Source organism: Paenibacillus phytohabitans, assembly GCF_013141775.1.
Classification (GTDB): Bacteria; Bacillota; Bacilli; order Paenibacillales; family Paenibacillaceae; genus Paenibacillus_AQ; species Paenibacillus_AQ phytohabitans.
The window spans coordinates 196,648-221,618 of sequence record NZ_WHOB01000027.1 but is presented as its reverse complement, the minus strand read 5'-3'; the positions used below and the strand labels follow the sequence as shown (position 1 = coordinate 221,618).

15 protein-coding genes are annotated in these 24,971 nt (G+C 47.5%); 6 read left to right on the top strand and 9 right to left on the bottom strand.

The annotated features are described in order from the left end of the window. Positions 1-28: 28 nt before the first annotated feature. From GC101_RS11280 to GC101_RS11255, 6 genes are all read right to left on the bottom strand, one after another. Positions 29-910 carry a carbohydrate ABC transporter permease gene (locus tag GC101_RS11280; RefSeq protein WP_171717324.1) on the bottom strand — a complete coding sequence of 294 codons (882 nt, stop codon included), beginning with the start codon at positions 908-910 and terminating at the stop codon, positions 29-31. 12 nt (positions 911-922) lie between these two features. Further along, on the bottom strand, positions 923-1,879 hold the full coding sequence (locus tag GC101_RS11275) for an ABC transporter permease (RefSeq protein ID WP_425497142.1): 957 nt from the start codon (positions 1,877-1,879) through the stop codon (positions 923-925). Positions 1,880-1,952: 73 nt separating this feature from the next. Continuing rightward, the gene (locus GC101_RS11270) at positions 1,953-3,602 is read right to left on the bottom strand and encodes an extracellular solute-binding protein (RefSeq protein ID WP_246354287.1); all 1,650 of its coding nucleotides are present in this window, start codon (positions 3,600-3,602) and stop codon (positions 1,953-1,955) included. A gap of 269 nt (positions 3,603-3,871) precedes the next feature. Next, positions 3,872-6,247: a helix-turn-helix domain-containing protein gene (locus tag GC101_RS11265; protein ID WP_171717323.1), complete on the bottom strand. Its 2,376-nt coding sequence runs from the start codon at positions 6,245-6,247 to the stop codon at positions 3,872-3,874. A 209-nt stretch (positions 6,248-6,456) separates the two neighbouring features. Beyond that, positions 6,457-8,166, bottom strand: a complete 1,710-nt coding sequence (locus GC101_RS11260; protein ID WP_171717322.1) for a rhamnogalacturonan lyase family protein — start codon at positions 8,164-8,166, stop codon at positions 6,457-6,459. 353 nt (positions 8,167-8,519) lie between these two features. Further along, complete coding sequence (locus GC101_RS11255) at positions 8,520-9,389, bottom strand: AraC family transcriptional regulator (RefSeq protein ID WP_171717321.1); 870 nt, start codon at positions 9,387-9,389, stop codon at positions 8,520-8,522. Positions 9,390-9,503: 114 nt separating this feature from the next. Between GC101_RS11255 and GC101_RS11250 the strand changes: the two genes are divergently transcribed. Continuing rightward, positions 9,504-11,024, top strand: coding sequence for a glycoside hydrolase family 31 protein (locus tag GC101_RS11250; protein ID WP_171717320.1), 1,521 nt, complete (start codon positions 9,504-9,506; stop codon positions 11,022-11,024). 78 nt (positions 11,025-11,102) lie between these two features. Here GC101_RS11250 and GC101_RS11245 read toward each other — a convergent pair whose 3' ends face one another. Next, positions 11,103-12,617, bottom strand: coding sequence for a response regulator (locus tag GC101_RS11245; protein WP_171717319.1), 1,515 nt, complete (start codon positions 12,615-12,617; stop codon positions 11,103-11,105). A gap of 5 nt (positions 12,618-12,622) precedes the next feature. Beyond that, entirely contained in the window at positions 12,623-14,410 is a 1,788-nt protein-coding gene (locus tag GC101_RS11240; protein ID WP_171717318.1) for a sensor histidine kinase, read from the bottom strand. 158 nt (positions 14,411-14,568) lie between these two features. Here GC101_RS11240 and GC101_RS11235 point away from each other — a divergent pair, with 158 nt between their 5' ends. The 3 genes from GC101_RS11235 to GC101_RS11225 are packed head-to-tail and all read left to right on the top strand — an operon-like array spanning position 14,569 to position 17,600. Further along, positions 14,569-15,879: an ABC transporter substrate-binding protein gene (locus GC101_RS11235; protein ID WP_171717317.1), complete on the top strand. Its 1,311-nt coding sequence runs from the start codon at positions 14,569-14,571 to the stop codon at positions 15,877-15,879. Between the two features lie 33 nt (positions 15,880-15,912). After that, the gene (locus GC101_RS11230) at positions 15,913-16,782 is read left to right on the top strand and encodes a carbohydrate ABC transporter permease (RefSeq protein ID WP_171717316.1); all 870 of its coding nucleotides are present in this window, start codon (positions 15,913-15,915) and stop codon (positions 16,780-16,782) included. Continuing rightward, positions 16,779-17,600: a carbohydrate ABC transporter permease gene (locus tag GC101_RS11225; protein ID WP_171717315.1), complete on the top strand. Its 822-nt coding sequence runs from the start codon at positions 16,779-16,781 to the stop codon at positions 17,598-17,600. The genes GC101_RS11230 and GC101_RS11225 overlap by 4 nt, the downstream gene beginning before the upstream one ends. Before the next feature lie 43 nt (positions 17,601-17,643). On the opposite strand, the gene GC101_RS11220 is transcribed toward GC101_RS11225, so the two are convergent. Then, on the bottom strand, positions 17,644-18,579 hold the full coding sequence (locus tag GC101_RS11220; protein ID WP_171717314.1) for an AraC family transcriptional regulator: 936 nt from the start codon (positions 18,577-18,579) through the stop codon (positions 17,644-17,646). A gap of 83 nt (positions 18,580-18,662) precedes the next feature. Between GC101_RS11220 and GC101_RS36735 the strand changes: the two genes are divergently transcribed. Next, the gene (locus tag GC101_RS36735; protein ID WP_343049657.1) at positions 18,663-20,705 is read left to right on the top strand and encodes an alpha-L-rhamnosidase-related protein; all 2,043 of its coding nucleotides are present in this window, start codon (positions 18,663-18,665) and stop codon (positions 20,703-20,705) included. A 235-nt stretch (positions 20,706-20,940) separates the two neighbouring features. Then, positions 20,941-24,942, top strand: coding sequence for an NEW3 domain-containing protein (locus tag GC101_RS11210; protein ID WP_171717313.1), 4,002 nt, complete (start codon positions 20,941-20,943; stop codon positions 24,940-24,942). Positions 24,943-24,971 lie beyond the last annotated feature (29 nt).

Below are 24,971 nucleotides of genomic sequence, written 5' to 3'. Positions count from 1 at the left end.
TCCTCTCCACTATATAAGGACGGACCGGTTAACCTTTTACCGCACCGATCATAACGCCTTTCTCAAAATACTTTTGTACAAAGGGATACACACACAGGATTGGGAGTGTCGCTACGATGATCGTGGCATATTTAATGGTTTCTCCAATCATGAACTGATCCGCTGAGCTGGCTCCTGTGGCCATGCTGTCCGTCGAGTTGGAAATCAGGATTTCACGAAGGATCAGCTGCAGCGGGAACAGGTTGCGGTCCTTCAAAAAGATAGAGGCATAGAACCAGGCATTCCATTTCTCTACGGCATAATAGAGCACCATTACGGCTATAACCGGCTTGGACAAAGGCAATACGATCCGGAACAGGATCGTCAAATGGTTAGCGCCGTCGATCTTGGCCGATTCCTCCAGACTCTCGGGAATGGCCGAGAAGGCAGTGCGCATGATAATCAGATTAAAGGTGCTGACGGCAAACGGAATGATGGTGGCCCAGATGGAATCAATCAAACCGACGCCCTTGACGATCAGGTACATCGGAATCAGACCTCCGTGGAAGAACATCGTGAACACGATCAGCAGCGTGAAGGCGCTGTTCCACATTACATTTCTCCGGGATAACACATAGGCTGCCATGGAGGTAAGAAGCATGTTGAGTGTGACACCGAAGACCAGAATGAACAGTGTATTGCCATACCCCTTAAGAATGCCGGGATTACTAAACACGCTCTGGTAAGCTTCGAGACTGAAGCCCAGCGGCTTCCACAAGAATCCCTTGTTCGCAACCAGCTGCGCAGAATCACTGAAGGAAGCGAACAGTACGTATAAAAGCGGATATAACGTTACGATAACAAGAAGAATCAGCATGGTGTTAATGGTGTAATCAAAGATTTTATTTCTCAGGCCGGTTTCGGCATGCATAACGGTTTCCTCCTACCATAGACTGGTTTTGTTGACTCTGCGGCTGATATAATTGGCTGAAATCAATAGAATGAGATTCACAACCGAGTTAAACAAGCCGACTGCCGAGCTATAGCTCCAGCCGAATTCCAGCAGGCCTTTTCTGTACACAAAGGAAGAAATTACGTCAGCTGTTTCATAGGTTACAGGATTGTAGAGCAGAATGATTTTCTCAAAGCCGACATTCAGCATATTGCCCATCCGAAGGATGAACATGATGGTAATCGTAGGCAGAATTCCCGGCAGGGTGATGTGCAGCATCTGCTTCAGACGGCTGGCACCGTCAATTCGTGCAGCTTCATACTGCTCCTGGTCAATACCGGCCAGGGCAGCAATGTAAATAATAGATTCCCAGCCGATCTTTTGCCAAATTTCGGACAGGATGTAGATTGGGCGGAACAGACCCGGCTTCTGCAGCATAGCCGCTCCGTCATACCCTAACCAGGAGAATAGTGTATTAATAACCCCGTTACTGTTGGTGAAGTCGGTAATCATCCCGCAAATCACGACGAGTGAAATGAAGTAGGGCATATACGAGAAGGTCTGAACTACCCGTTTGAAGGTCTGATTTCGAACTTCATTAATGAGCAGCGCCAGGATGATCGGGGCTGGAAACATAAATAGAATCGAATACACGCTGATGAGAACGGTATTCCCCAGAATACGCCAGAAATAATAGCTGGAGAAGAAATCCCTGAAATGCTGAAGTCCCACCCAGTCACTGCCCATAATCCCTTTCATCGGGGAGAAATCCTTAAAAGCAATAATCGCTCCATACATCGGGGCGTAATGGAATACAACATAGTAGAGGATGACAGGAATCATCATGATATACAGCAGTCGGTTTAACTTGAAATCACGGATAAAACGTTGCTTAAAGCTGTTGTTAACAGAAGTTTGAACTCCCGTCATAGGAGCTAATTTGGTCATGGTTTCTCTTTTCCTCCTTACGGGAGCAGAGCATGGACTGTTGGTCCTTCTGCTCCCGGTGTGGCTTGTTGGTTTAGCGTTTCAAATACCGCTCGAGTGCTGCCTGTTTGATTTCTATAGCACGCGAGAGTTTGACGGAATTAAGTTTTTCCAGATATTTGTCGTAGGCATCCAGCGGCTCTGTACCCAGAATAATCTTTAATGTCATTTCGTCCACCAATGTGTTCACATCTGCCATGATGTTGGCGAATTCTGCGCTTTCTTCAGGAGTAGGCGTTACGAGCGGGAGCTGGTAGTTAGCCATATCTGTTTTTTTCCATATGGTTACCGCTTCTTGCTGCTCCGGCAAGTTAAGGTATTGTTCAGAAACCCGCTTATCGGAAATAAATGGTCCTCCGGTATTGCCCCGGATATACAGAGACATAGCTTGAGCAGGGGCCAGCTTGTCGGGATTATTCATAATCAGATCAGTGAATTTCGGACTGCCATTTTCCATGGTGTAGCTGACGCCTTCGATTCCGAAATTAAAGAGCCGTTGTCCTTCCTCGCTGTAGCCGTAATCGAGCAGTTTGACTGCCAGTTCCGCATTCTTGGAGGTAGCCGAGATAGCGACCATTCCGCCTGTGGAATAAGCATAATCCCGTTGTCCGAATTTCGGCGTAGTGCCTTTTTCGAGAACCGGATAAGGTGTGGCGACAATGGATGCCTTCGCATCTATTCCTTTAAGGATAGGCGTCCACTTGCCGATCCCTCCGCCTGAGTTAGCCCAGGTAGCTCCTGTCGCACCCGACGTAATATTGGCATCCATCACCTTGGAATCCACTGTAGCCACATCTTTGTCCAGCAGCCCGTCAGCATACCACTGCCGGAACAGGTTCAGGAAGTCCTTATAACCCGGCTCAGCCGGACCGAACTTAACCTTTCCATCCTCCAGATAGAAATCGCGGGTAACGCCATATGCGCCAATAAAAGCACCGTTGCCGAGCTCATTGAATACACGCGGTTTACCGACAAAGGAGATCGCTGCAGTTGCTCCCTTTTTCTCCTTAAACGCTTTCAAAGTAGTGGTCCATTCGTCGATGGTTTCAGGTACGGGCAGACCCAGCTCATCCAGCCAATCCTTCCGGATCACCGGACCCTGGAACGTAAGCTGGGTTTCATCCACACGGATAAAAGGGAAGGAATAATAGCTTCCGTTGTCGGTTTTAACCATTTTCTCAATCTCAGGATGCTCCTGCAGATACTTCTTATAATTCGGCGCATATTTGTCAATCAAGTCATTGAGTTCCAGGATGTAACCGTCTTTGATTGCCTTTTCCGGGCCGCCCGGGAAGTTGAAGAAGTTATACTCCAGCAAATCGGGCAATTCTCCTGAGGCCAGCATCACGTTGAACGATTCATCGACCTGGTTTGCCGGCGGGGTTGTGAATTTAATATTGATTCCCGTTTGCTTTTGCCATTCCTGATAGAAGGGAACCTCTGCATGCGCAGACTTCACCCCGGTTAGATTGTTAGGCAGTGCCCCCCAATAAGTGAGTGACTTATCGGTTGTAATGGGATACGTGACAGCAGTCTGTTCCGCAGACGTGTTTGAAGAAGTTGTGGCTTCTTTGTCCCCATTGTTCCCATTGTTCCCATTGTTCCCTGAGCATCCTGTCAGCGTGCTGCCTGCTAACAGGAATGTCATGAGAGAAAACATGACCTTTCTGCTTGCTTTGCTCATTTCTTGTTAACCTCCCTAAGTGTGTTCATTAACAATTTATAAGAACCAGTAAAGGCTGCGGTTCATGCCCTAACTATAAGGTCAGCCCGGTGTTACTGTACATGCGCAGAATATCCAATGGGATTGAAAATGGCGTCCGTGGATCGGCAAATTAGACAAAAGAATAGGCAATCTGGATCAAAACCATATTTTGTGTGCGGGTGGCATGAAAAATCCCTGTTTGCCATGGATAATGGCAGGCAGGGAAGGTGAGGGAGGGAGGGGAGGGGTTAAGCATCGATGGTCTCTTTGTACTTGCCCGGGGTAATCCCCTCAAACTTCTTAAACGTACGAATATAAGTGCCTACATCATTGAAACCGGATTTCTCCGCGGCCTCATTCACCGCCAGCCGCTTCTCTGTAATTAACTGCTTGGACCAGTCAATCCGCTTCTTATTGATCGTATCCATGAGACCTTCTCCGGATTGTTCCTTGAACAGCTTCGACAGATAGGTAGGCTTCATATCAAAATGCTGTCCGAGCAGAGAAACATTCAAGCCCGGATCGGTATAGTGCTCATCGATAAAGGCAGATATCTCGTTAATCAGCTCACTCAAGGCCTGTTGTCGGTTTTCCTGGACATTCTGAAGCCGCTTAGCCCGGGCATAGTCGCACACTTCCTTAAGCATAACCTCCAGCTGCTCCTGCATTTCCGTAAGTGTCTCTGACGAATAAAGTCTGTCGATGCGTTTAGGATTCTGGATCAGGATGTTGTTCTGACTTGCGGTCAGTTCTCCGATGCTCTTAATCAAGGTGCCGGCCAGATCCAGTATGAGACAACGTGCTAACGGCAACTTTACAGGGTGATTGGAGAAATTTATTTTCAGGACTTCATCCAGGACGCTTTGAGCTGCCGGGAAATCCCCTATTTTAACGCAGTTAATCAGCTGCTGCTCGCTCTGAAGGGGGTAATAATAACCTGAATCGCTCTCTGCCCGGATGTTATATCGTTGGATGTCTTCGTAGGACAAAACTTCCTGCTTGCCCATAACCAGCTTATACTCCATAGCCTCCAGAGCTTCTTGATACGCTTGAGAAATCTGCTGAAGTCCGTGGTGAACCCGGCTGATTGAAACTGTTATATAGATACTGTACTTATGCGCAAGAAACTCTTGGGCGGAGCGGGCCGCCTGAAGCAGATCATCTGCTTGCTCTTCTGCTGGAATCTCAGACAGGCTGACCAGACAGGGCATGGTCTCATCTGTCTCTACCAGATAGCCCCGGTGCCTCACATTGATAAGCTCTTCTACCACATTCCGCACAATGAAATGCAGCAACCGCAGCTTCTCATCCGCTGTTTTTCCTTCAACTCGTTCCAGAAAGATGTCCACATCCTCCAGATAAAATAAAAGAATGCCGAAATCTTCAGAGAGCAGCTGAATGTCAAAGGCACTCAAAGCTTCGGCTAAAGGAAGCTCGTGGTCTTGCTTGCCTTTGAGTAGTCTCATGATGTAATTAGAACGGAGGCTGTAGTGTTGTTTCTTCATTTCCAGCATCATATTGTCCATTTCATTTAAAGTGCTGTCCACCGCCTGCTGGATAAAAAGAAATTCGTTCTCTCCTTTCTCCCGGAGAGATACTTTATTATTGAAAGCGCGCACAATTTGTTGGATCGGATTATAGTTTTTACGCAGAAAAAGATACGTCAGACATCCGCCGCCGAGCAGGCTGGCCAGAATGCTAATCACCGTCAGTTTGCGGACCAGCTCCGCTTTTTTCCAATAGACTTCACTGGGAATCATGGAAATATATTTGAGGTTAGAAACTGCGGACTGAATAGAGAATACTTCGTACTGCTGACCTTCGGACTCCCAGATGAACATGCCGCCCGCACCGAGCTGTTTGCCGAAGGGTAACCGGGCAGGAAGGTCAGTATTTGAACTGGACACCAGTACATTGTTGTCGGAATCTGCGATCACGACATGTCCTTTACTGAAGGCCTCGATGTTAAGCAGGGAGGAGAGTATTTTGGAATTGTCCAGCATAACCACATTAGCCCCCAAGGGCTGATCATCTTCATAATCATAGGTACTTACATATGCTAGCGCTTCCATGGAAACTCCGTTCTCGTTCGTACGTTTCACAGGCACGAAGCCTTTGAATTTCTTCCTTTGCAGAATATCTATCCACTCGTCATAGCTTAAGCTATCGGACTGGTGATTTTGAGCATAGGCAAATCTTGTGTTCCGGTAAACTCCGGGAAGCAGGATGGTATCACGCGAAGCCAGGTAGATATAGAACAGGTCTGTCTCCGAATAAGCCGACTGATACAGCGACATGTCTTTGGTAGCATCATACAGATCATACATGTATTCCTCGGGAAAGATAGCATACTTGTGCTGATCGACCAGTTCCCGGAACTTCGTATTCCAATTCAGCTCGAAGTCCAAGCGGTTGACCGCGTCAATCTGCTTATCCATCAGTTCTCTTAACTGTTTGAGCAAGGAATTGTTGGCGAGATGAATCTCGTCAGTGAGCATCTTGCTGGACTGGTAGTATACAATCGAGCTCAATGCAACCGGAAGCAGCAGTACGGCCATATAAGATAAAGACCAGGTCAGCAGCACACTCCTGCTATTGAACCATTTGTTCTTTTTTTTCTCCATCAACATTCCCCTGTCAGAACTTCTATTTTTCAACATCGTTTATTGTACATGGCCAGCCCGCTGAATACAATTGACATTCCTGAGACGCTTTACTTTACAGCATAGGTTAATGGCATGATGATGGGTTGGGTAATACACAAAAAGGCCGCACACCGTGCAGCCCGGGATTTGCTATACTGACGACTATGGCCTCTTTGTTGATGCTGTTATTACGGTGCCAGTGTGATATTTGGTTGTGGAGGCGCAGACATGCCCTCGCCAAGATAATAATCCGTCAAATGAGACTGCACATATCCTTTAATGGTCAAGCAGTTCCGGTAGGCTGGATTCTGAGCCAGTGTATATAGTCTTGTACTGGTCGGTGTACTGGTCGTGAAAAGTATAAGTTTTGAGTAATCACTACTTGCCATAATAACCTCTTCTCGCCAATCCCCAAGGATATCGCCATAGAATAAAGCAACACTGCGGTAGTTGGTCACCGCATTGCGGTATTTGTAAAGTGTAAGCACCCGATTTATGGAACTGGTAGAATAATCCCATTTATTAATAACATTTTCATGCAGGGTCTCACTCAAAAGGTCGCCATCCCACCATATACGCAGGGCAGGCCAAGGGGCAGCGTCTGGTTCGGTAATCTTCGTATTGGTTGGTCCGTTATAGATTCCTGAGAATGACCAGGCTTCGTAGCCTGAGTAACGAGGGTCAATATCACCAACATCACCGCGGCCGACATCCCCTGCAGGCGGAGTTGTGGAATGTTGCCAAATCATCGAACCTGTAGCTGCATCGTAATAATACTCCAGCAGACCATAGGGGTTATCCTGTTGAATGCCATAGCCCTGCAGGCCGCTAGCGGTAGGGCTGAATTTGCCGATATAGAAACGATCGCCGTGTACAACATTACTGCCGGCCAAAGAGTAGCGAAGCGTGCCGTCACCATTAAGCACGAAGCCGATATCTGCGATCTCATCTTTGCCGTCGCCATTTACATCAACGATACGCATCTGATGGCCGTCCGGTGCACTCTGTGTACCTCGCAGCCATTTCCAGTCCATCGTCAGATTATTGCCAGTATAGTGATAAGCTGCAAGCACGAGATTAAAGGTTGTATCTGCATTCCGGTTTTTCATAAAAGCGACAATGCTTGGGGTTGTGCCGTTCAGGTAACCGATGCCCAGCTGCATAGCCAGAGGGCCTACCGAGAGATAGTCGTCAGGAAGCGGCGAATAATTCTTAAGTTTGCCTGTCATCCCGTCGAGGACAGCCAGCCATTGTTTATTATCGCTATTGGCCGTGGACCAGACCGTACCATCACCAAAGGTTACCCCATTCGCGATCCGGAGAACGACTTCTGCCTTGCCGTTCCCATCCAAATCATACACTGTAACCCCATCCCACATTCCTACATCAACTGTGGTGGAACCGGGAGAAATATTGTATTTGTTGGTGCTGTTAGGCCCAAGACTTACGGACCACAAATAAGTGCCGTCACGTTTATAGGCTTCAAGTGTTTGGATTTCTGTGGCGTTGCGGCTTAAGAGAAAATCATACTCGTGATCACCGTCGAAGTCCCCGACCCACACATTCCCGATTGCTCCTCCGCTTTGAAGCGGCACGACAAGGGCGGGCTCATCGGCAGAGTTTGCCGCAAGCGTATAGGCTGCGCTGGCTGCCTGTTCCACTCCGCTGATAACCGGTTTTACTGAGTAGGCATTTACCTTGGTCAAGTCAGCAGTTGTGTCTGTATAGTTGGTTCCGGCCGTCAGAACCGTGCTATTCAGCTTAACTGCTGTACCTCCGGCAGTAGAACGGTAGATATTGAAACCGGTACTAGAAGAATCGAGTGCCAGTAGACGCCAGCTGACGAATACATTTGAACCGCTTCGTACAGCGACAACACCCCGCCCCAAGTTTTCCATGATTCTTGGACCTATCGCTGCATTAGCTGTTTGAATGGGAGATGTAATCGACAAGAAAGTTGTGAAAATAATCACTAGACTCAACGTGAACATACATAATCTGAATTTCATCTTCAATAAAATCATCCCTCCAGATCAGATATCTTTCATATTCATCTGCCGAATCTTACTCCTTTCCTGTTTTGATTTGAACTGTAATTAATCCTGCTGCTTAGTCGATTTTACCTTTGGAATAAACCGGAGACAATCTAAAGATTGTGACTGGTAATGTAACGGGATTGACTGAAATAAGACACAAAGAAAAAGCGGCCCGTCTGAGGACAAGCTGCTTTTGTTATAAAAGGCTGTAGCTGCTATTCATAATAAATAGCGTCGTAAGGGAACTCAAGCTTCTTCATCCGGTAGTCTTTCGGGGTCATTTCCATGTGTTCACGGAACACTTTACCGAAGTAGCTGGGACTGTCGAAGCCGCATTGCCGGCCTATCTCCTGAATGGAGAGGTCTGTAGTACGCAGCAGAGAGACAGCAGCTTCTACCCGCCGTTCCCGCAGATAAGCAAGGGGAGAGATCTGATCGGATTTCTGGAACAGCCGGCACAAGTGATGCTTGTTGATTCCGCAGTATTCAGAAAGCATGTCCAGAGTCAGTGGAACTGCGTAGTTCTCCTTCAGATATTTTTTGGCCTTCAGGATGATTGAGCTGGTAACTGCGCTGATATCTTTGGTGACCTCCCGGCTTGTTCTGACCAAGGTCAGCATCCAACTATAGATCTCAGTAGACAATACATATTTATCGGTAATCTTCTCTTCGGAAATTTTCCGCAGGAGTTCCTGCAATCCCGTGATGACGGGAGAAGTTGCCTCTCTTTGAATTACATGTCCCTCCTGTTCTATGATCATCTTCCAGATCCGATTAGCTTCTTCGCCTCTTAGATTAAGCCAGAGAACTTCCCAGGGCTGAGATTGATCCCTGTAGTAGTACCGGTGTTTGCTTGGGATTTGGACAAGAAATCCGGAGCCTTTGGGTATGGGGATCACCTTTTGATCTACTTCAATCCAGCCCTGCCCGCTGAGCGTATATTGAAAAATGACATGTCCGGTATCCGGCCGCTCATTGCCTGAGAAACTGTATTTAGAGCTCCTGATTATCTGCCAACCGATGGAATCAAGTGTCAATATTGATGTATCATCATTACGAAAAGCATATGAAGAAGGCTCGGTCATTATTTTTCCTCCCGAAATTAAAAGTCAATTATGTTATATTATAAATAAAAACTTTTAGATTGTCTCCGCTTCACTCCAAAGGTATGATCGATTTAGATAAAGGAGTGAAGTCAAATGCCAAAATCCGAACAGCTTATAAAACTGCTCCCCGGTGAATATTGGTGGGGCGGCCGCACTGCAGATGGCAGAAGCATGCCTTATGGTCTTACCTTGTTCAAGGCTGATCTGGATGAGAACCATAACGGAAATCAGGCTTGTCCTCTGCTGATATCCAGTAGAGGAAGATATCTGTGGAGTGAAGAACCTTTTGAGTTTCAGTTTGAACCGGATTACCTGACGGTGGCGGGAAAAGGAGAGCTAATTATTGGAGAAGGATATAACAGCTTAAGAGGTGCGTTCGGGCATGTATCCCGAACCTTCTTTCCCCCTGCTTCCGGTATACCCGAAGAATTACTATTTACCGCTCCGCAGTACAATTTGTGGATCGAATTGCTCTACGAACCAACTCAGGAAAAAGTAATGGAGTATGCCCGAAAGGTGCTGGACCACGGAATGCCTCCGGGGGTCATCATGATTGATGACAACTGGCACGAGCCTTATGGCACTTGGGTCTTTCATTCCGGCAGATTCCCCGATCCGGGGCGGATGGTGCAGGAGCTTCACGCCCTGGGCTTCCTGGTGATGCTATGGGTATGTCCGTTCATCAGTCCGGATTCGCTGACGTTCCGCAAGCTTGAACCGACTGGAATGCTCTTGAAGGACAGGGGTGGAAAGACCGCAATCCGGAAATGGTGGAACGGGTACAGTGCAGTACTGGACTGTACCAACCCTGAGGCAGTTCAATGGATACATGATCAATTGGACACTCTGCAAAGTGAGTATGGGATTGACGGCTTCAAGCTGGATGCCGGTGATGCGGAGTTCTATGAGGCAGATGATCAGGCGTTCATTCCCTCAACCCGCAGCGGGCATAGTGAAGCATGGGCTAGAGTCGGCCTGAAGTATAGACTAAATGAATACCGTGCCTGTTGGAAGCTGGCGGGACAGCCGCTTGTGCAGCGGTTAAAGGATAAGAGCCACGAGTGGCAGGGCAACGGACTTGATGCTTTGATCCCTGACGGACTGGCGCAGGGCCTATTGGGTTATACCTATACGTGCCCGGATATGATTGGCGGGGGCGAATACATGAGCTTTACTTCGGCCAAGTTTGATCCTGAGCTGTTTGTCCGCTATGCCCAGTGCTCAGCGCTATTCCCGATGATGCAGTTTTCTGCGGCCCCCTGGCGTCTGCTGGATGAGACTCAATTAGGCTACTGTGTAGAAGCTGCTCAGCTGCACGCTCAGTTTGGTGATGAGATTCTTGAGCTTGCCCGGCATGCATCCCGCACAGGTGAGCCGATTATGCGCCATATGGCTTATGAGTTTCCGGACCAAGATATGGAGAATATTCAGGATCAGTTCATGCTGGGAAGCTCCATCCTCGTTGCTCCTGTCACCCGGAAAGGCATGAGGGCACGAAGCATTGTTTTTCCCGAAGGAAGCTGGATTGGGGATGACGGGAGCGTGGTGGAAGGTCCGGTAATCTATGAAGTTGAAGTGCCTCTGAGCCGGCTTCCGTATTACCGGAAGGGGTAAGACTCAATTGCAATAATAATATGCATATGCATAGAAAGAGAAAGCCGGCCTTGGTTCTCAGAACCAAGGCCTATTTTTTCAAATACCGCTATTCTTATAATCGCTTGGACTTAGACCGGTGTGCTGTTTAAAAACCTTACTGAAATAATAAGGGTCCAGATAGCCGACATGTTCTGCAATTTCCTTAATCAGCACGAAGGGATGTTCCCGGATAAACAGGCATGCCGCCTCCATCCGCAGCTGAACCAGATAATCTGAAATCGATAGCTGAAAAGCTCTTTTAAATACTCTGTTCAAATAGGCGGGATGCAGTTCAAAGATATCGGCGATACCGGGGAGAGAGATGTTCTCACGGAAATGATCATTAATGTACTGTTTAGCATCCTTCGCCCAATCACGCTGCAGATTCCGTTCTTGTTCAGACCGGAAAAAGTAACCGCTCCATATCTCCCGTACCTGCATTTGAAGCTCGGCCATTGTTTGCAGTTTCCATACTTCTTCGGTCATCTCCTGCTCCATCGCTTGCTTAAGGTCAAAGTGAAATTCAGAAGAATTTTTAAGCTGGCTGTGCAGGGAATGTGAGATGTGAAGAAGGAGTTTCTCCCAGCCTCTTCGTGTCACAGGAAGCTGTTCGCGGTATTCTCCGGCAAACAGAGTATCGAATTCTTTTACGAATAATTGCTTCTGCTGCTTGATAATAAAGTGTGCGAGCCTCATCCATGCAGGTTGTAGAGATTCTAGAAGCAACGGGAATTCTTCAAGCGTGGAATCGGCCAAGTCAAAGCAATGTCCTTCAAAGCGGATCTTGAGCGGAACGAGCTTCCGGCAACTGCTCAGCAGCTCTGAAATAGGCACAAAACCTGCCGGAGAGAAAGCCAAGGCAGCGGTTGCACATGTATTGTGCAGAGAACGGGTAATCAAATGAATCCACTCCAGTTGACGTTCCTTAGACCAGGAGTGAACGCCGATCAGCATTATTGCTTCCGCAGCTGGGGAAGGAAGACGTGTACACTTCTCACCATTGTGCAGGAGAGCGCTGCAGGACGACTGGAAATCATCAGGTATGTCTCCAATTGGAGACCAGGAATAAATCAGCACGTAGTTTCCATAATAGAAAAGCTCTCGGGCGACTTCCATCCAGGCGGAATCTTGGCTGAAGAGCGTGTCAGGCGAATCCACAATGAGTCTGGTCACTTCACGTTCCAGCAGCGTCTGATTAAGCATTAACCGCTCTTTCATTTTGGATAGAAGACCGGTAATTTCCTCATCGGCGGCAGGCTTAAGAAGGTAATCCGTAATGCCGAGTTTGATCGCTTCCCGGAGGTAGGCGAAGTCATCATGGCCGCTTAGGATTGCGCACTGGATATCAGGCAGCTTGTGTCTGACCTTTCCGATCAGCTCGATACCATCCATGACAGGCATGCGAATATCCGTGATAATGGCATGCGGTTGTGTCCAATGCAATTCCACCAGAGCGTCTTCTCCGTTGTTATACATTCCGACCACTTTGAAATCGGAGCTTAAGGTATTGATTTTTTCTTTCAAATAACGCAGAATACGGGGTTCATCTTCGACAAGTATAAGCCGGAACATGTGAGTTACCTCCTGACTGTAATTATAAATTCCATACCGTCATGCCGGTTACTGAGGGCAAAGCTGACCCTGGTATTCCAGAACAGACGGCACCGGGTCAAGGTATTGAGAATTCCCAGGTGACCTAGTCCTTGGGCGGATAGCTTGTCCAGCTGACGGATCTTACCTTGATTGAGCTCTTCAATAAGAGTAAGCGTATCCTGGTAGGCGGACGTTGTGAACCCTGACCCGTTATCCCGGATCCTAATCTCCCAAGCCGATGCCTCGGTTGTTAAAGCCGTTACTTTTATATCAATCCTCCAAGGGGGCCGGGCAAGCTTGAAGCCATGTACAAATGAATTCTCAACCAAAGGCTGCAGCAGGAACTTCGGCAATTGCTCCCCTTCCATACATGGATCCAAGTCTACAGTGAATGAGAATTGGCCATCATACCGGAATTCCATCAGCTCCATATATTGTACGGTATAATGCACCTCCTGCTTGAGGTTGACAACATCCGCCATGGAATTCGTTGAATAGCGAAGCATGCTGCTGAGTTTCTGGGTGAGCAGTGTGAAATCGCGGAATCCCGTTTCTTCGGCGTAAGAGGCCAATGCAGTAAGGGTGTTGAATAGAAAATGAGGATTCATTTGAGCGTACATCGCCTGTAAATGGGCTATATTTTCTCTTTTTTGAGCCTGAATCACATCATTTAGAGAAAGATTGAGCCTGATTCTCATCTCTTCAAACGTTTCGTATAGAAGACTCATTTCAGTAATGTTTTTAAGTTTATTAACACTAGATGTATTGACGTTATCAATGTTCAGTTTCTCAAGCCGTTTCTGTAAATACCGGATCGGAGAGGCAATCCGCTCGGAGAGGGCATAAGCGATTAACAGTGAGATGATCTCTCCGAATACAGCCAGAATAAGTGTGATGCGCTGTAGATGCGCGACCGGTGCCATAACCTCAGATTTAGGCTGTTCGATTAGAACCGTCAGTCCGCTGAAATCAGACCTCATTTGACTCCATAACATCTTATGATTGTCATCTTCTCTCATGATTTCTGTATTGCTGCCCGGCCACCTGGGAATAGCCGGAGGGCTGGCAGCGGTTTCAGAATAAGGGTAAAATATATCCCCGTTGTCGTTAATAACATATACACGCGTTGCCGGTACTGCTTCACTGCTGCCAAGCTCCAAAGTATCCGATAACAGTTCGAGAGGCTGTTGTATTTCGACCACTGCTTCGGGCTGATTGTTAGGGAAATTGAAGCTCCGCACTAGCGAGAAGTACACGGAATGGTCTTCCTGCCACTCACTGACATGAGGAGAGAGCAACAATTTATCGCCGCTAAGATTAAGAGCATCGTCAAGCCATTCTGCTTTCCGGATCTCATCTTTTATATCCTGGGCTATATCCATGTTCTGGCCGTACGTGAGAAAGAAACCGTCACGGGCGATAATATTAATCTGTGAGGCGATAAACCAGGGACCATTGAAGGAACGCAGCAGCTCCTCATATTTTTGGCGTTTGGAAAAGCTTTGAAACGATGAATCATCGCTCATTCCTTCATAGAGGTAATTCTTAATGTCGGAGCTGTAGATCACCTGGGCTGAAATCCGGTCCATATCTTCGATAACGTTATCCAGCGCCTCTTGGTACCGGTACAGCTGCTGTCTGTTGGTTTCTTCAACCCGGCTTATTAAATCCTTCGAGGATTGATAGTAAAAGAGAGAAGCACTGCTGACAACTAATATGGAACTGAGCAATGTAAAGTTAAGAAAGAGCCGTGTTTTTATGCTAAGCTGCAATGCTAATCCCTCCCATAATGTAGTTTATCATATGAAATTGGGATATCACCGGCAGGTTCGAAATTTACATGAGGCAGGTTCACTTTTTCCATTCCGCATTTCACAGTAAGAGCGTTACTATAAAAAGGCGCCAATGATTAATAAATGGAGGGGTACAAATGAGAAAGTTTCACTTATCTGCAGCCGTTCTTCTGGTAAGCACCATGCTCCTGTCTGCCTGTGGCAGCGGGAATAACAATTCATCCGCTAATCAAACAGGAACATCCGGTGCAGAGGAGCAGGCAAGCAAGCCGGTTACTTTGAAGGTACTGGTAGCCAGCGACTGGCTGAAAGAGAAGAAGTGGCAGCAGGTGTTTGATGATTACGAAGCCAAAACAGGTAACAAGCTGGATATTCAGAGCGCACCGGTTAACAGTTACCAGGATCTTGTGAATACCCGTCTGGCCACGGCCGATGCGCCGGATTTACTATTTTACTGGAGTCAGGCAGGACGTATTAAGCAGCTGACACCTGAGAAGAATCTGCTGGACCTGAGCAATGAAGAGTATGTATCCCGGATTAACCCGGCCGTTTCAAAGTATTTCTTGAAAAGCGAAGGGAAGCTATATGGCATTCCGGTGACCGGGCTCAGTGTTTCTGGAGTCATCTATAACAAAAAAGTATTTAATGATCTCGGTATTCAAATTCCGCAAACGTATGAAGAATTCCTTGCAGCCTGCGATAAGATTAAAGCGGCGGGCATAACCCCGGTATACGAAGCAGGTAAAGAAGGCTGGCCGCTTCAGATTTATACTTTCAGTGCTATGGCTAATGTAATTAATTCACAGCCTGATCTAATGGACAAAATCAATGCTAACCAGACCAGCTTTGGTGAAGTGCCTGAATACGTAGACGCGCTCCAGAAGCAGGCCGATCTCAAAGAAAAGGGATACCTGAATAAAGATCTGTTCTCCGGTACCTATGATATGTCACTGGAACAGGTGGCTACCGGCAAATCGGCGATGATCTTTGAAGCGGATTGGGCGATTGAACCGCTTATCACGAAATTTCCGGATGCGGAAATTGGAATGTTCCCGCTGCCTTGGGGCGGCAATAACATTGCAGGGATAGCTGATCCGAATGGACTTTATGTATTAAAAAAATCCAAAAATCTGGAAGCCGCTAAAGGGTTCCTCGATTTCTTTGCCAGCGAAGAGGAGTTGTCGACGTATTTCAGCTCGGTCAAATCCATTCCAACCTGGACGGGAGTCAATGTTGAACTGAATCCGGGTACATCAGATATGAATTCCTATGTGGAAGAAGGCAAGGCGGCCCCATTCTTCAATTCACTTGCAGCAGTGGATATCGGAGACTATCAATCCCTGTTACAGCAAATGTACGGCGGACAAATGTCAGCTAAGGATGTTGCAGAAGCGCTGCAGTCAAACTTTAATAAAGGGGCAAAGGCAGCCGGGCTGACCGGTTTCTAAATATATGCCCTAATGGAAGGATGGTGAGGAACGATGCTGCACCGAAAGATGTATCCTGTATGGCTGATCGCTCCGGCCCTGATTATATACGCGGTACTGTACATTTATCCAACGTTGTCCGGATTCTATTATTCTTTCACGGACTGGTCCCCCTATAAAGAAACAATTAATTTCATAGGTCTGGATCAATTCAAAGAGCTTTTCGGCTCCAAAGCTCTGTATACCATTATGAAGCACACGGTGATTTACGCGGCAATCGTAACGATTCTGCAAAACGGAGTAGGGGTAATACTGGCCCTGTTTTTGAATGCGCCGCTGGCCGGCAGGAATTTTTTCCGCAGTATGTACTTTCTGCCTTGTATCCTCAGTGCACTGGTTGTCGGTTACATGTTCACAACAGTGCTTCACCCGGACGGGATCTTTAATCATCTGTTAGGAGCGATCGGTCTTTCTTCCTGGGAGAGAGACTGGCTTGGCGATCCCAAAATTGCCCTATATTCGGTTGCATTCATTAACGTCTGGCAATGGGCCGGTTCGTCTATGGCGTTGTACCTGGCAGGCTTGCAGGGAATCTCGAAGGATATGCTCGAAGCAGCCGTTATTGATGGGACGACCTATTTTCAACGTCTACGGTATGTAATTATACCAACACTGTCTCCGGTTGTGTCTACCAGCGTGATGCTGAGCATGATTGGCTCGATGAAGGCGTTTGAATTGATCTATGTCACCACCGGCGGCGGACCAGGTGGAGCAACCGAAGTAATGAACATTCATATCTACAAGCAATTCGGCTCTGGTCTGTACGCATACGGCACCGCAGCTAACGTAGTGCTCTTCGTCTCCGTAGGTATCGTATCCATCGCGTTAATGAAGCTGCTGCAAAGAGGGGAGAACGCTGCATGAAAAGGCAATTAGGCCCTTGGCTGTTACGGACCGTTATCGCGATACTCGGCAGCCTTATTATTGTTCTGCCCTTGCTGCTGGTATTCCTGGGCTCACTGAAAACGCCGGCGGAAGCGGCAAAGCTTAGTCTCAGTCTGCCCACCGAATGGATGTGGTCCAACTATAAAACGGTCTTCATAGAAGGCCGGCTGCTGAACGGCTTCAAGAACAGCGTAATCGTAACTGTAGGCACTGTAATTCTGGCTGTTGGCGCCGGCTCGATGACCGCTTACTTTATATCCCGGCGTCATGGCAACTGGGTACAGTATTTATTTTTCGTGTTCTTTGCCGGTATGATTGCACCCCCGTCGATGATCCCGACCATAAAACTGATGCAGGCGCTGCATATTTCCGGTGAATTCATCGGTCTTATCCTTTTCCTAACCGCATTATATCTGCCGCTGACCATCGTCATTATGAGCGGTTTCGTGAAAGGGCTACCAAGGGAGATTGATGAAGCGGCAACGATTGACGGAGCCGGCAGCTTCTACACCTTCACCCGGATCATTTTCCCGCTGCTTAAGCCGTCCATTGCGACGGTGACCGTATTTGTAGCGATATACGCATGGAATGACTTTTTGAACACGCTTTACATTATCAGTGACAGTAATAAATGGACGCTGCCATTCTCTGTTTATAATTTCGTGTCACAGTATGGGACCGAGTGGCAGTTTGTATTCGCAGATTTGTTGTCCGTCATGGTGCCCATCCTGATCATATACCTCTTCCTTCAGCGTTATATCATTGAAGGCATGACAGCAGGATCGGTAAAAGGATAACTGAATTAAAAAGAGAGCCGGAAGGCTCTCTTTTTGGTGCGGATTATTCCTCTTTAATTATGCGATAATCCCGGGGATTACTTCCCATGACTCTACGAAACACTTCCCGGAAATGTGCTGCATCCCGGTAGCCGATGATTCTGCTTATAGAGATGATGGTGTGATCCGAATTTCTTAACAACTGACAGGCAAGTTCTACCCGTCTGTGCTGTAAATATTCAGAAAAGCTCATACCTGTTATTGTACGGAACAAACGAATGAAGTTACGCTTGCTCATTCCGGCCTCTGCGGCCAAACGCTCTACCGTCAGAGGCTCCGTAAAGCGGGTATCGATTTCCTTTAGGATACGAAGAAGCTCGGTTCTGCCGCTTGAATTTGAATGAAATGAAGCTTCAGTATGCTGTGCTTTTGTAAGCAACCTGTGGATTTGTACTGACAGTTGTAGAACACCTGAGAAAAGTCCGGCTTCAAAGCCGGAAAGCTTTGCTGTGTATTCCCTGTGCAGTAACTCAAACAAATGAGCTAACTCCATTTTCTGATCTATAAGAGAAAGATGGGTATCTGATCTGCCTTTAAATATGGACGCGGCTTCAGCATCACCATAGTATCCGATCCATGAAGCAAGCTCATCAATGAATTCGGGACGTATGCAGAGATTGTAAACAAGTAGTTTATGCGGATTCGCAGGGCTGCTGGGACGGAACAGGTGGGAAGTGCCTACTGGCAATATATAAAGGCTGCCTTTACTAGTTTTCTCTACACTGGTGCCTATATAGTGAAAGCCTTCACCTGACAAGACATAGACAATTTCAATGTAGGCATGACTATGCTCCCTAAGTTCAAAGCCCTCCTCGTAGCGGTTTACAAAGAGGGGGAAATTTCCCTGGAAATGCTCAATGAAATCCGAATGGTATGCGGGTGCTTTGTCCGCCTTTTTTAAACGTTCATATGGCTTGAAGGGTTTGTCACTATAGTCCATGTTGAATGTCACTTCTCCCTAGCTCTGTATAAAGTGACTTTAGTATACAATCGATATGAAAATAACGAAAGGGGATATAACACGTGGGAAAATCAGCACAAGAGCAGCAGGCGACCTGGATATGGTATCCGGGAGATTTCGAGATTAGATTAAATGAGAAAATGGCTGTCAAGCGTACCGCACGTAAAGGTGCCTATCCCTCCTATTGGAGACTGGACCGCCACTATTCTAATATTGAATTCCGGTTTACGTATGATCTGCCCCAAGAGGAGTCAATCAGAATCGCTGCCGAAGGGATATTTGCCCTATATCTTGACGGGAAGGATAACTACCGGAATAATCAATCCCTGATCACGCTGCCAGCTGGCAAGCATGAAATTTCGATAAGCTTATTTAATGACACAGAGGTTCCGGCTTTATTCATTGCGGGTGATCATATCTGTACGAGTTCATCATGGGAGGTCAGATCTTATCAGAATGACTGGGTTAATGCAGGCTCCTGGACATTTAACTCAGCCAGCCAGCCTCCGTCTCAATTCCGGCTCGCCTTAACTCCACAAGAGCCCATTCGCTCTGAGTTAAGAGACGGGTTTCCTTTACTGGATTTCGGCAAGGAGACCTTCGGATATTTACGCTTTCATGGTTTGAGCGGACTAGGCAAATTGTGCATTTCTTATGGTGAATCCATAGCTGAGGCATTGTCCCCGGATGAATGTGTCCTTATTGATGAGCTCGATGTTACTGACATGATTGCCGGTGCAGAAGAAGGCAGTTATACGCTTAAGAATGCTAAAGCTTTCCGGTATGTCTGGATCCAGGCGGATGCAGAGGTTCACTGGCAAACTGTATCAATGCTCTATGAATATGTTCCCGTTACCTACCGGAGTTCGTTCCAGTGCTCAGACCCGAAAATTAATGAAATATATGAGATGTCACTTTATACGCTGCATTTAAACACACGGGAATTTTTCCTGGATGGCATCAAACGTGACCGCTGGGTGTGGTCGGGTGATGCATACCAGGCTTTCCTCATGAACTATTACAGCTTCTTTGATCTGGACGTAACCCGCAGAACACTTGTGGCGCTAAGAGGTAAAGATCCTCTGACCATGCATATTAACACAATTCTGGACTATTCTTTGTACTGGTTCATTTCTTTGTATGATTATTATATGTACACCGGTGATCTGGATTTCATTAGAGTGAACTACAACCGTGCGGTGTCACTTATGGATTTCTGCCTGAAGCAGAGAAATGAAGAGGGACTGATCGTAGGCCGGCCGCAGGACTGGGTATTCGTGGATTGGGCAGACTTCTCTAACGAGGGTGCAGTGAGTACGGAACAGATTTTGTTATCACGCGGGCTTGAAGCCATGAGCCAGTTTGCCGGATTGCTTGGGGATGACGAGGCTTCAGCCTCTTACGGAAAGCTCGCAGAAGAGATTATAGCAGCAACACTTCATCTGTTCTGGGATAAGGATAAAGGCGGCCTGCTTCATCATCGAGTGGATGGAGAGAACCTGCCGGAGTTAACCAAGCATGCCAACATGTTCGCTATGTCTTATGATTATTTATCTGCTGAACAACGGGACAGCGTCATTCGTAATGTTATGCTGAATCCGCAGGTTCCGCAGATACGTACTCCATACATGCGCTTTCATGAATTGGCTGTCCTATGTGAGAGCGGGCAGCATGAGTACGTCCGCAATGAGATGTTGTCCTATTGGGGCGGAATGATTGATTTAGGTGCAACTACATTCTGGGAAGAGTACGACCCAACCCAAACGGGTGATACTCACTATGGAATGTATGGAATGCCGTATGGAAAGAGCCTGTGCCACGCATGGGGGGCAAGTCCTATTTATCTGCTGGGCAAATATTTCCTTGGGGTCAAACCCTGTGAGCCGGGTTATGCTGCATTCATCGTAGAGCCTCATCTTGGCGGCTTGGAGTGGTTAAAGGGAGCGGTTCCCATCGCAGATGGAGAGGTTGAAGTCGATATGAATGAGCATCGGATCCGCGTCCGTTCTACGAGCGGACAAGGCAGACTTAGATACCGGACAAAAGGACAGCCACACGAAGCGGTTATCCCTGCAGATGGGGAATGGATGGAAATCCGGCTCTAAGTTGAGGATATATGAAGCAGACTTAAAAGGGCACCTTCCAGCGGCAAACAACTGCTGGCAAGGCGGCTCTTTTTCTTATTTATACATGTTCACATTTTACATGCGGCAGGTTCGTATTTTCCATTCCTTACAGAAGGACTGTCAAGTAAGATGTAGGGGTCTTAGGACACCACGCTATGACATTTCAGACATGTAATTGAGAGTTATACACCGAAAATGTGAAAGGATGGTAAAAATGAGAAATCAAAGGAAGAAAGCCTTGGGAAGTACAGCTATAGTAAAGAGTGTTGCCAGAAGATTATTCGTAATGGTGATTATACTTAGTTTGACGGGGGGACTTACATCTTTTTCGGGCATTACAAGAGTAGAGGCATCCCCTATTACACCGGCTGCCCCAATCGTTGACGCACCTATTATGGGCTGGAACTCATTTGATTCTTTCTATGACAGCACGGATTTAAATGAAGTAAATGTGAAAGCGATTGCAGACTACATGGCTGCATATATGAAGGACAGCGGATACGTCTATCTTAATCTGGATGGAGGCTGGTGGAACAACCAGGGCGGGAGCGGAGTGGTGCTTGTTGATGAATATGGACGGCCGGTTCCGGGAGCTGTGAGATTTCCATCTGCTAACGCCGATGCAGACGGTGACGGAAAAAAGGATGGGCTGAAGCCTCTGGCAGATTATATTCACAGCAAGGGATTAAAGCTTGGCATCTATGCTACAAGGGGGATTCCCAGAGCTGCGAATAATTCAGCGGTTAAAATAGAGCCTGCGGCAATTGCCGCAACAGCTTCAGTTACCGGACAGCAGCTTACCCAGCTTACAGGGGCGCAGATCACTAATATCAATGATATTTGTGCATGGTCAAATGATAATTATGGTTTGAATTGGGAGAGTTATCCGAATGAAGCCCTGGCTTACTATGTGTCTCTGTTTCAATTATGGGAGGACTGGGGCATCGATTTAATTAAGATAGATGATCTGAACGACAGTTCAAATGCCAAATATACTGCATATCCGAACGGGACTCCCCCGTATCGCCAGGCGGATATTGAAGGGTATGCTAAAGCGAGAGAAATAGCAGGCAGCGATATCGTTATAAACGGTTCGCCGGGGAGGGGATTAACTGGTGAACGTGTGGAGAATATCCTGAGCCAGCTGGACACCATGCGTGCCAGTGCCGATGTATGGGATACTTGGGCTGATGTGAACAAGCTGTTTAGTCCAGCGAAGGACTATGCGCAGTATACTTACGCACAACCGGGCAAATATATGGATCTGGATATGCTGCCGTTCGGGACATTGAAAGACAAGACCAATAATCCTTATCGTTCAAGCAAGCTTACCAAAGACGAAGCCGCTACTTCTATGACCCTGCATTTGATTGCGCGCTCGCCGATTATTATGGGTGGAGTCTTATACAAGCTGGACATGAGCAATGAAATGGATCAGTTTACGTTTGACCTCCTCACCAACAAGGAAGCGATTGCTGTTAATCAGGAAGGCACGAATCAGAAATCGTTTTATGATGCCGGAAATATCACCAAATGGGTCTCGGATGCAGCGGATGGTTCGAAGTATGTCGCCTTATTTAATCGAAACGGCAGCGCAGCTAATATTAGCTTCGATTTTGCTGACCCGGAGTTAGGCCTGGCCCCGGCGGACACTTACAATGTTAGGGACTTGTGGGCTCAGGACTACGTGGGCTCCTTCACCGGGAGCTATTCTGTCAACGTTCCGGCCCATGGGGCAGTGCTATACAAAGTCATTCCGGCTACGATTGCAGAGGCCATTCCTGCTGTGAGCATAGCTACACCCGGTGCCTCGGTACCTGCGGGAGAAAGTACAACGATCACTACGACTCTGACGAACAGCGGAATTAAGAATGTCAGCAATGTAACGGTAAATCTCGAGGTTCCGGGCGGATGGTCAGCGGTGCCTGCGGCAGGAAATAGCAGCACGATTGCATCGCTGGCAGTAGCTCAATCGAAGACGATACAATGGCAGATTCATGTGCCGGAAAATGCAGCCGTTACAGATAATATTGTAACAACCAAGGTTCAATTTGCGGATGGCGGGACGTCTTACAATAAGCAGATAAGCACTCCGTTCACGGTGATTCCAAAGGTGATTCCGGTGGGCTTCCTTGAAGACTTTTCCAATGGTAAAACAAGCTGGAAGGACGCCGGAGCAGGCACATGGACTGTAGCTGATGAAAGCGGCAATAAGGTGCTGAAGCAAACGGCGTCCACCGCAGGAACTTCGACTACAAGGAATGAGTATCGGACTTCTGTAACAGGAAGAACCTGGATCGATGCAATCTACGAGGCTGATGTGAGATATGACGGCGTTTCCCGCAGTAATGATCTATCGAACTGGTCTACACTCATGTTCAAAAAAGCTGCGCAGGACAACAGCTTCCGTCAGGACACCTACTATCTGTATTGGAGAATTAACGGGCAGCTTACCCTTGCCAAAGGTGCTGCGGGTACGATACTCGGAACCTATCAGGCCCCTGCCTTGAGTACTGCAACAACGGCAAGCAGCTGGCATCATCTGAAGGTTGCCAATATTGGAAACCGTATTCAGGTATACATTGACAACAATAGCACTCCGGTTATTGATGTTGCGGATTCTTCTTCTCCTCTGACAATCGGTTACGCCGGCCTGGGGGCCAGTTCCAGTGCCTGGAGCTTTGACAATTTCAGCGTCAGGGTCGAAGGCGACTTGGTGCAGCCTTCGGGCACGTATGACCTGAATTCACAAAAGGCAGATGAGCCGGATAATGTCATCGAGATTCCTGTAGTCCTGTTTAACAAGACGGTATGGAATACGTATCTCATTGACAGTGAAGGGAAGCAGACAGAGTTAGGACTTAACGATGGGGATGATTATCAAGTTCTGGATTCTAATTATGTGAAGACATACAGATTAACCCGGGATCTCTTGAGCAGACTGGAGAAGGGCACCTATACCTTTCGCATGGTCTTATCTGATGCAGGAATAGTAGATTATACGCTGACCATAATGGATACGACCTCCAGAGCTCCGGTAACGAATACAGCAGGGAGTGCAGCAACTACTTATGACGGGAATACAATTGATCTCGCGGAAGCCAGTGGTCTGTTTGATATTGACAGCAACGCTGGGGAGCGGACCTACAGTATTGAAACCGGTCGAGGTGAGACTGGGGAAGGGTTCATTGCTGCAGACCATAAGACGCTGACAGTTACGAAGCCCGGCACCTTCAAGATCGGACTTGTGACGGCGAAGACTGCGACGCATGAAGCGGGAGAACAAGTACACGCCATCTTGACTGTGGACAAGGGGAATGCCTTTACACTGACCTATAAAATAAACATCGCAGCTACAGAGACCAATGAGAGAACCTTGGATGTCAGTACCCTTAACGGTATACCTGCAAGCGTTACCAATGTAACCTACGCTCTTGGAGCTTATACAGATTCCGAAGGCATATTAAATGGAAATCCTTCACTATCCGGCACTGCACTAACCTATCAGGGTACGGCTAAGTTATCCGGTACTGCAACACAGCTTATACTGCTCAAGAGTGACACCTATGCCGATTCGACGATTACGATAACCTTTACGGCTACACCTGCTGACAACACAAATCCTAATCCGGCCACCGGTGCTCCAGGAACTCCGGTATTATCCGATAATAACGGCCAGGATACCGGGCTAAGAGACGGGGATTACACGGTAACCATGAATCTGTGGTGGGGCAACAACGGAACCCGGTTCAAGCTGTACGAGGATGGAAATCTGATTAAGGAAGTCCCGCTGGCGGACCAGTCTCCTTCAGCCCAAGCCGTACGAATCGACATTACAGGCAAGAAGAACGGCCCTTATGTCTATACCGGGGAACTGATCAATTCGCTGGGTACGACGAAGAGTTCTCCGCTGACTGTAGCTGTCATGGATGCGTCACCTGGGCAGGCAGTGCTCTCGAGCGATAATTGGGACGGAGACGGTAATTATAACGTCAGCATGAATCTGTGGTGGGGCACGAACGCTACGGAGTACGCGCTTTACGAGAATGGAATATTGGTAGATACGCAAACGCTGGAAGCCCGCTCGCCTGGAGCCCAATCTGCAGTAACTGTGATATCCGGTAAAGCTCCTGGAATCTATGAATACGGAGCCGTATTGCGTAATCCGGTAGGGGAGACTAGAAGTTTGAAGATGACTGTAACGGTACTGAAGTGACTGCTTCTTAAAAATCAACAGATAGGGTG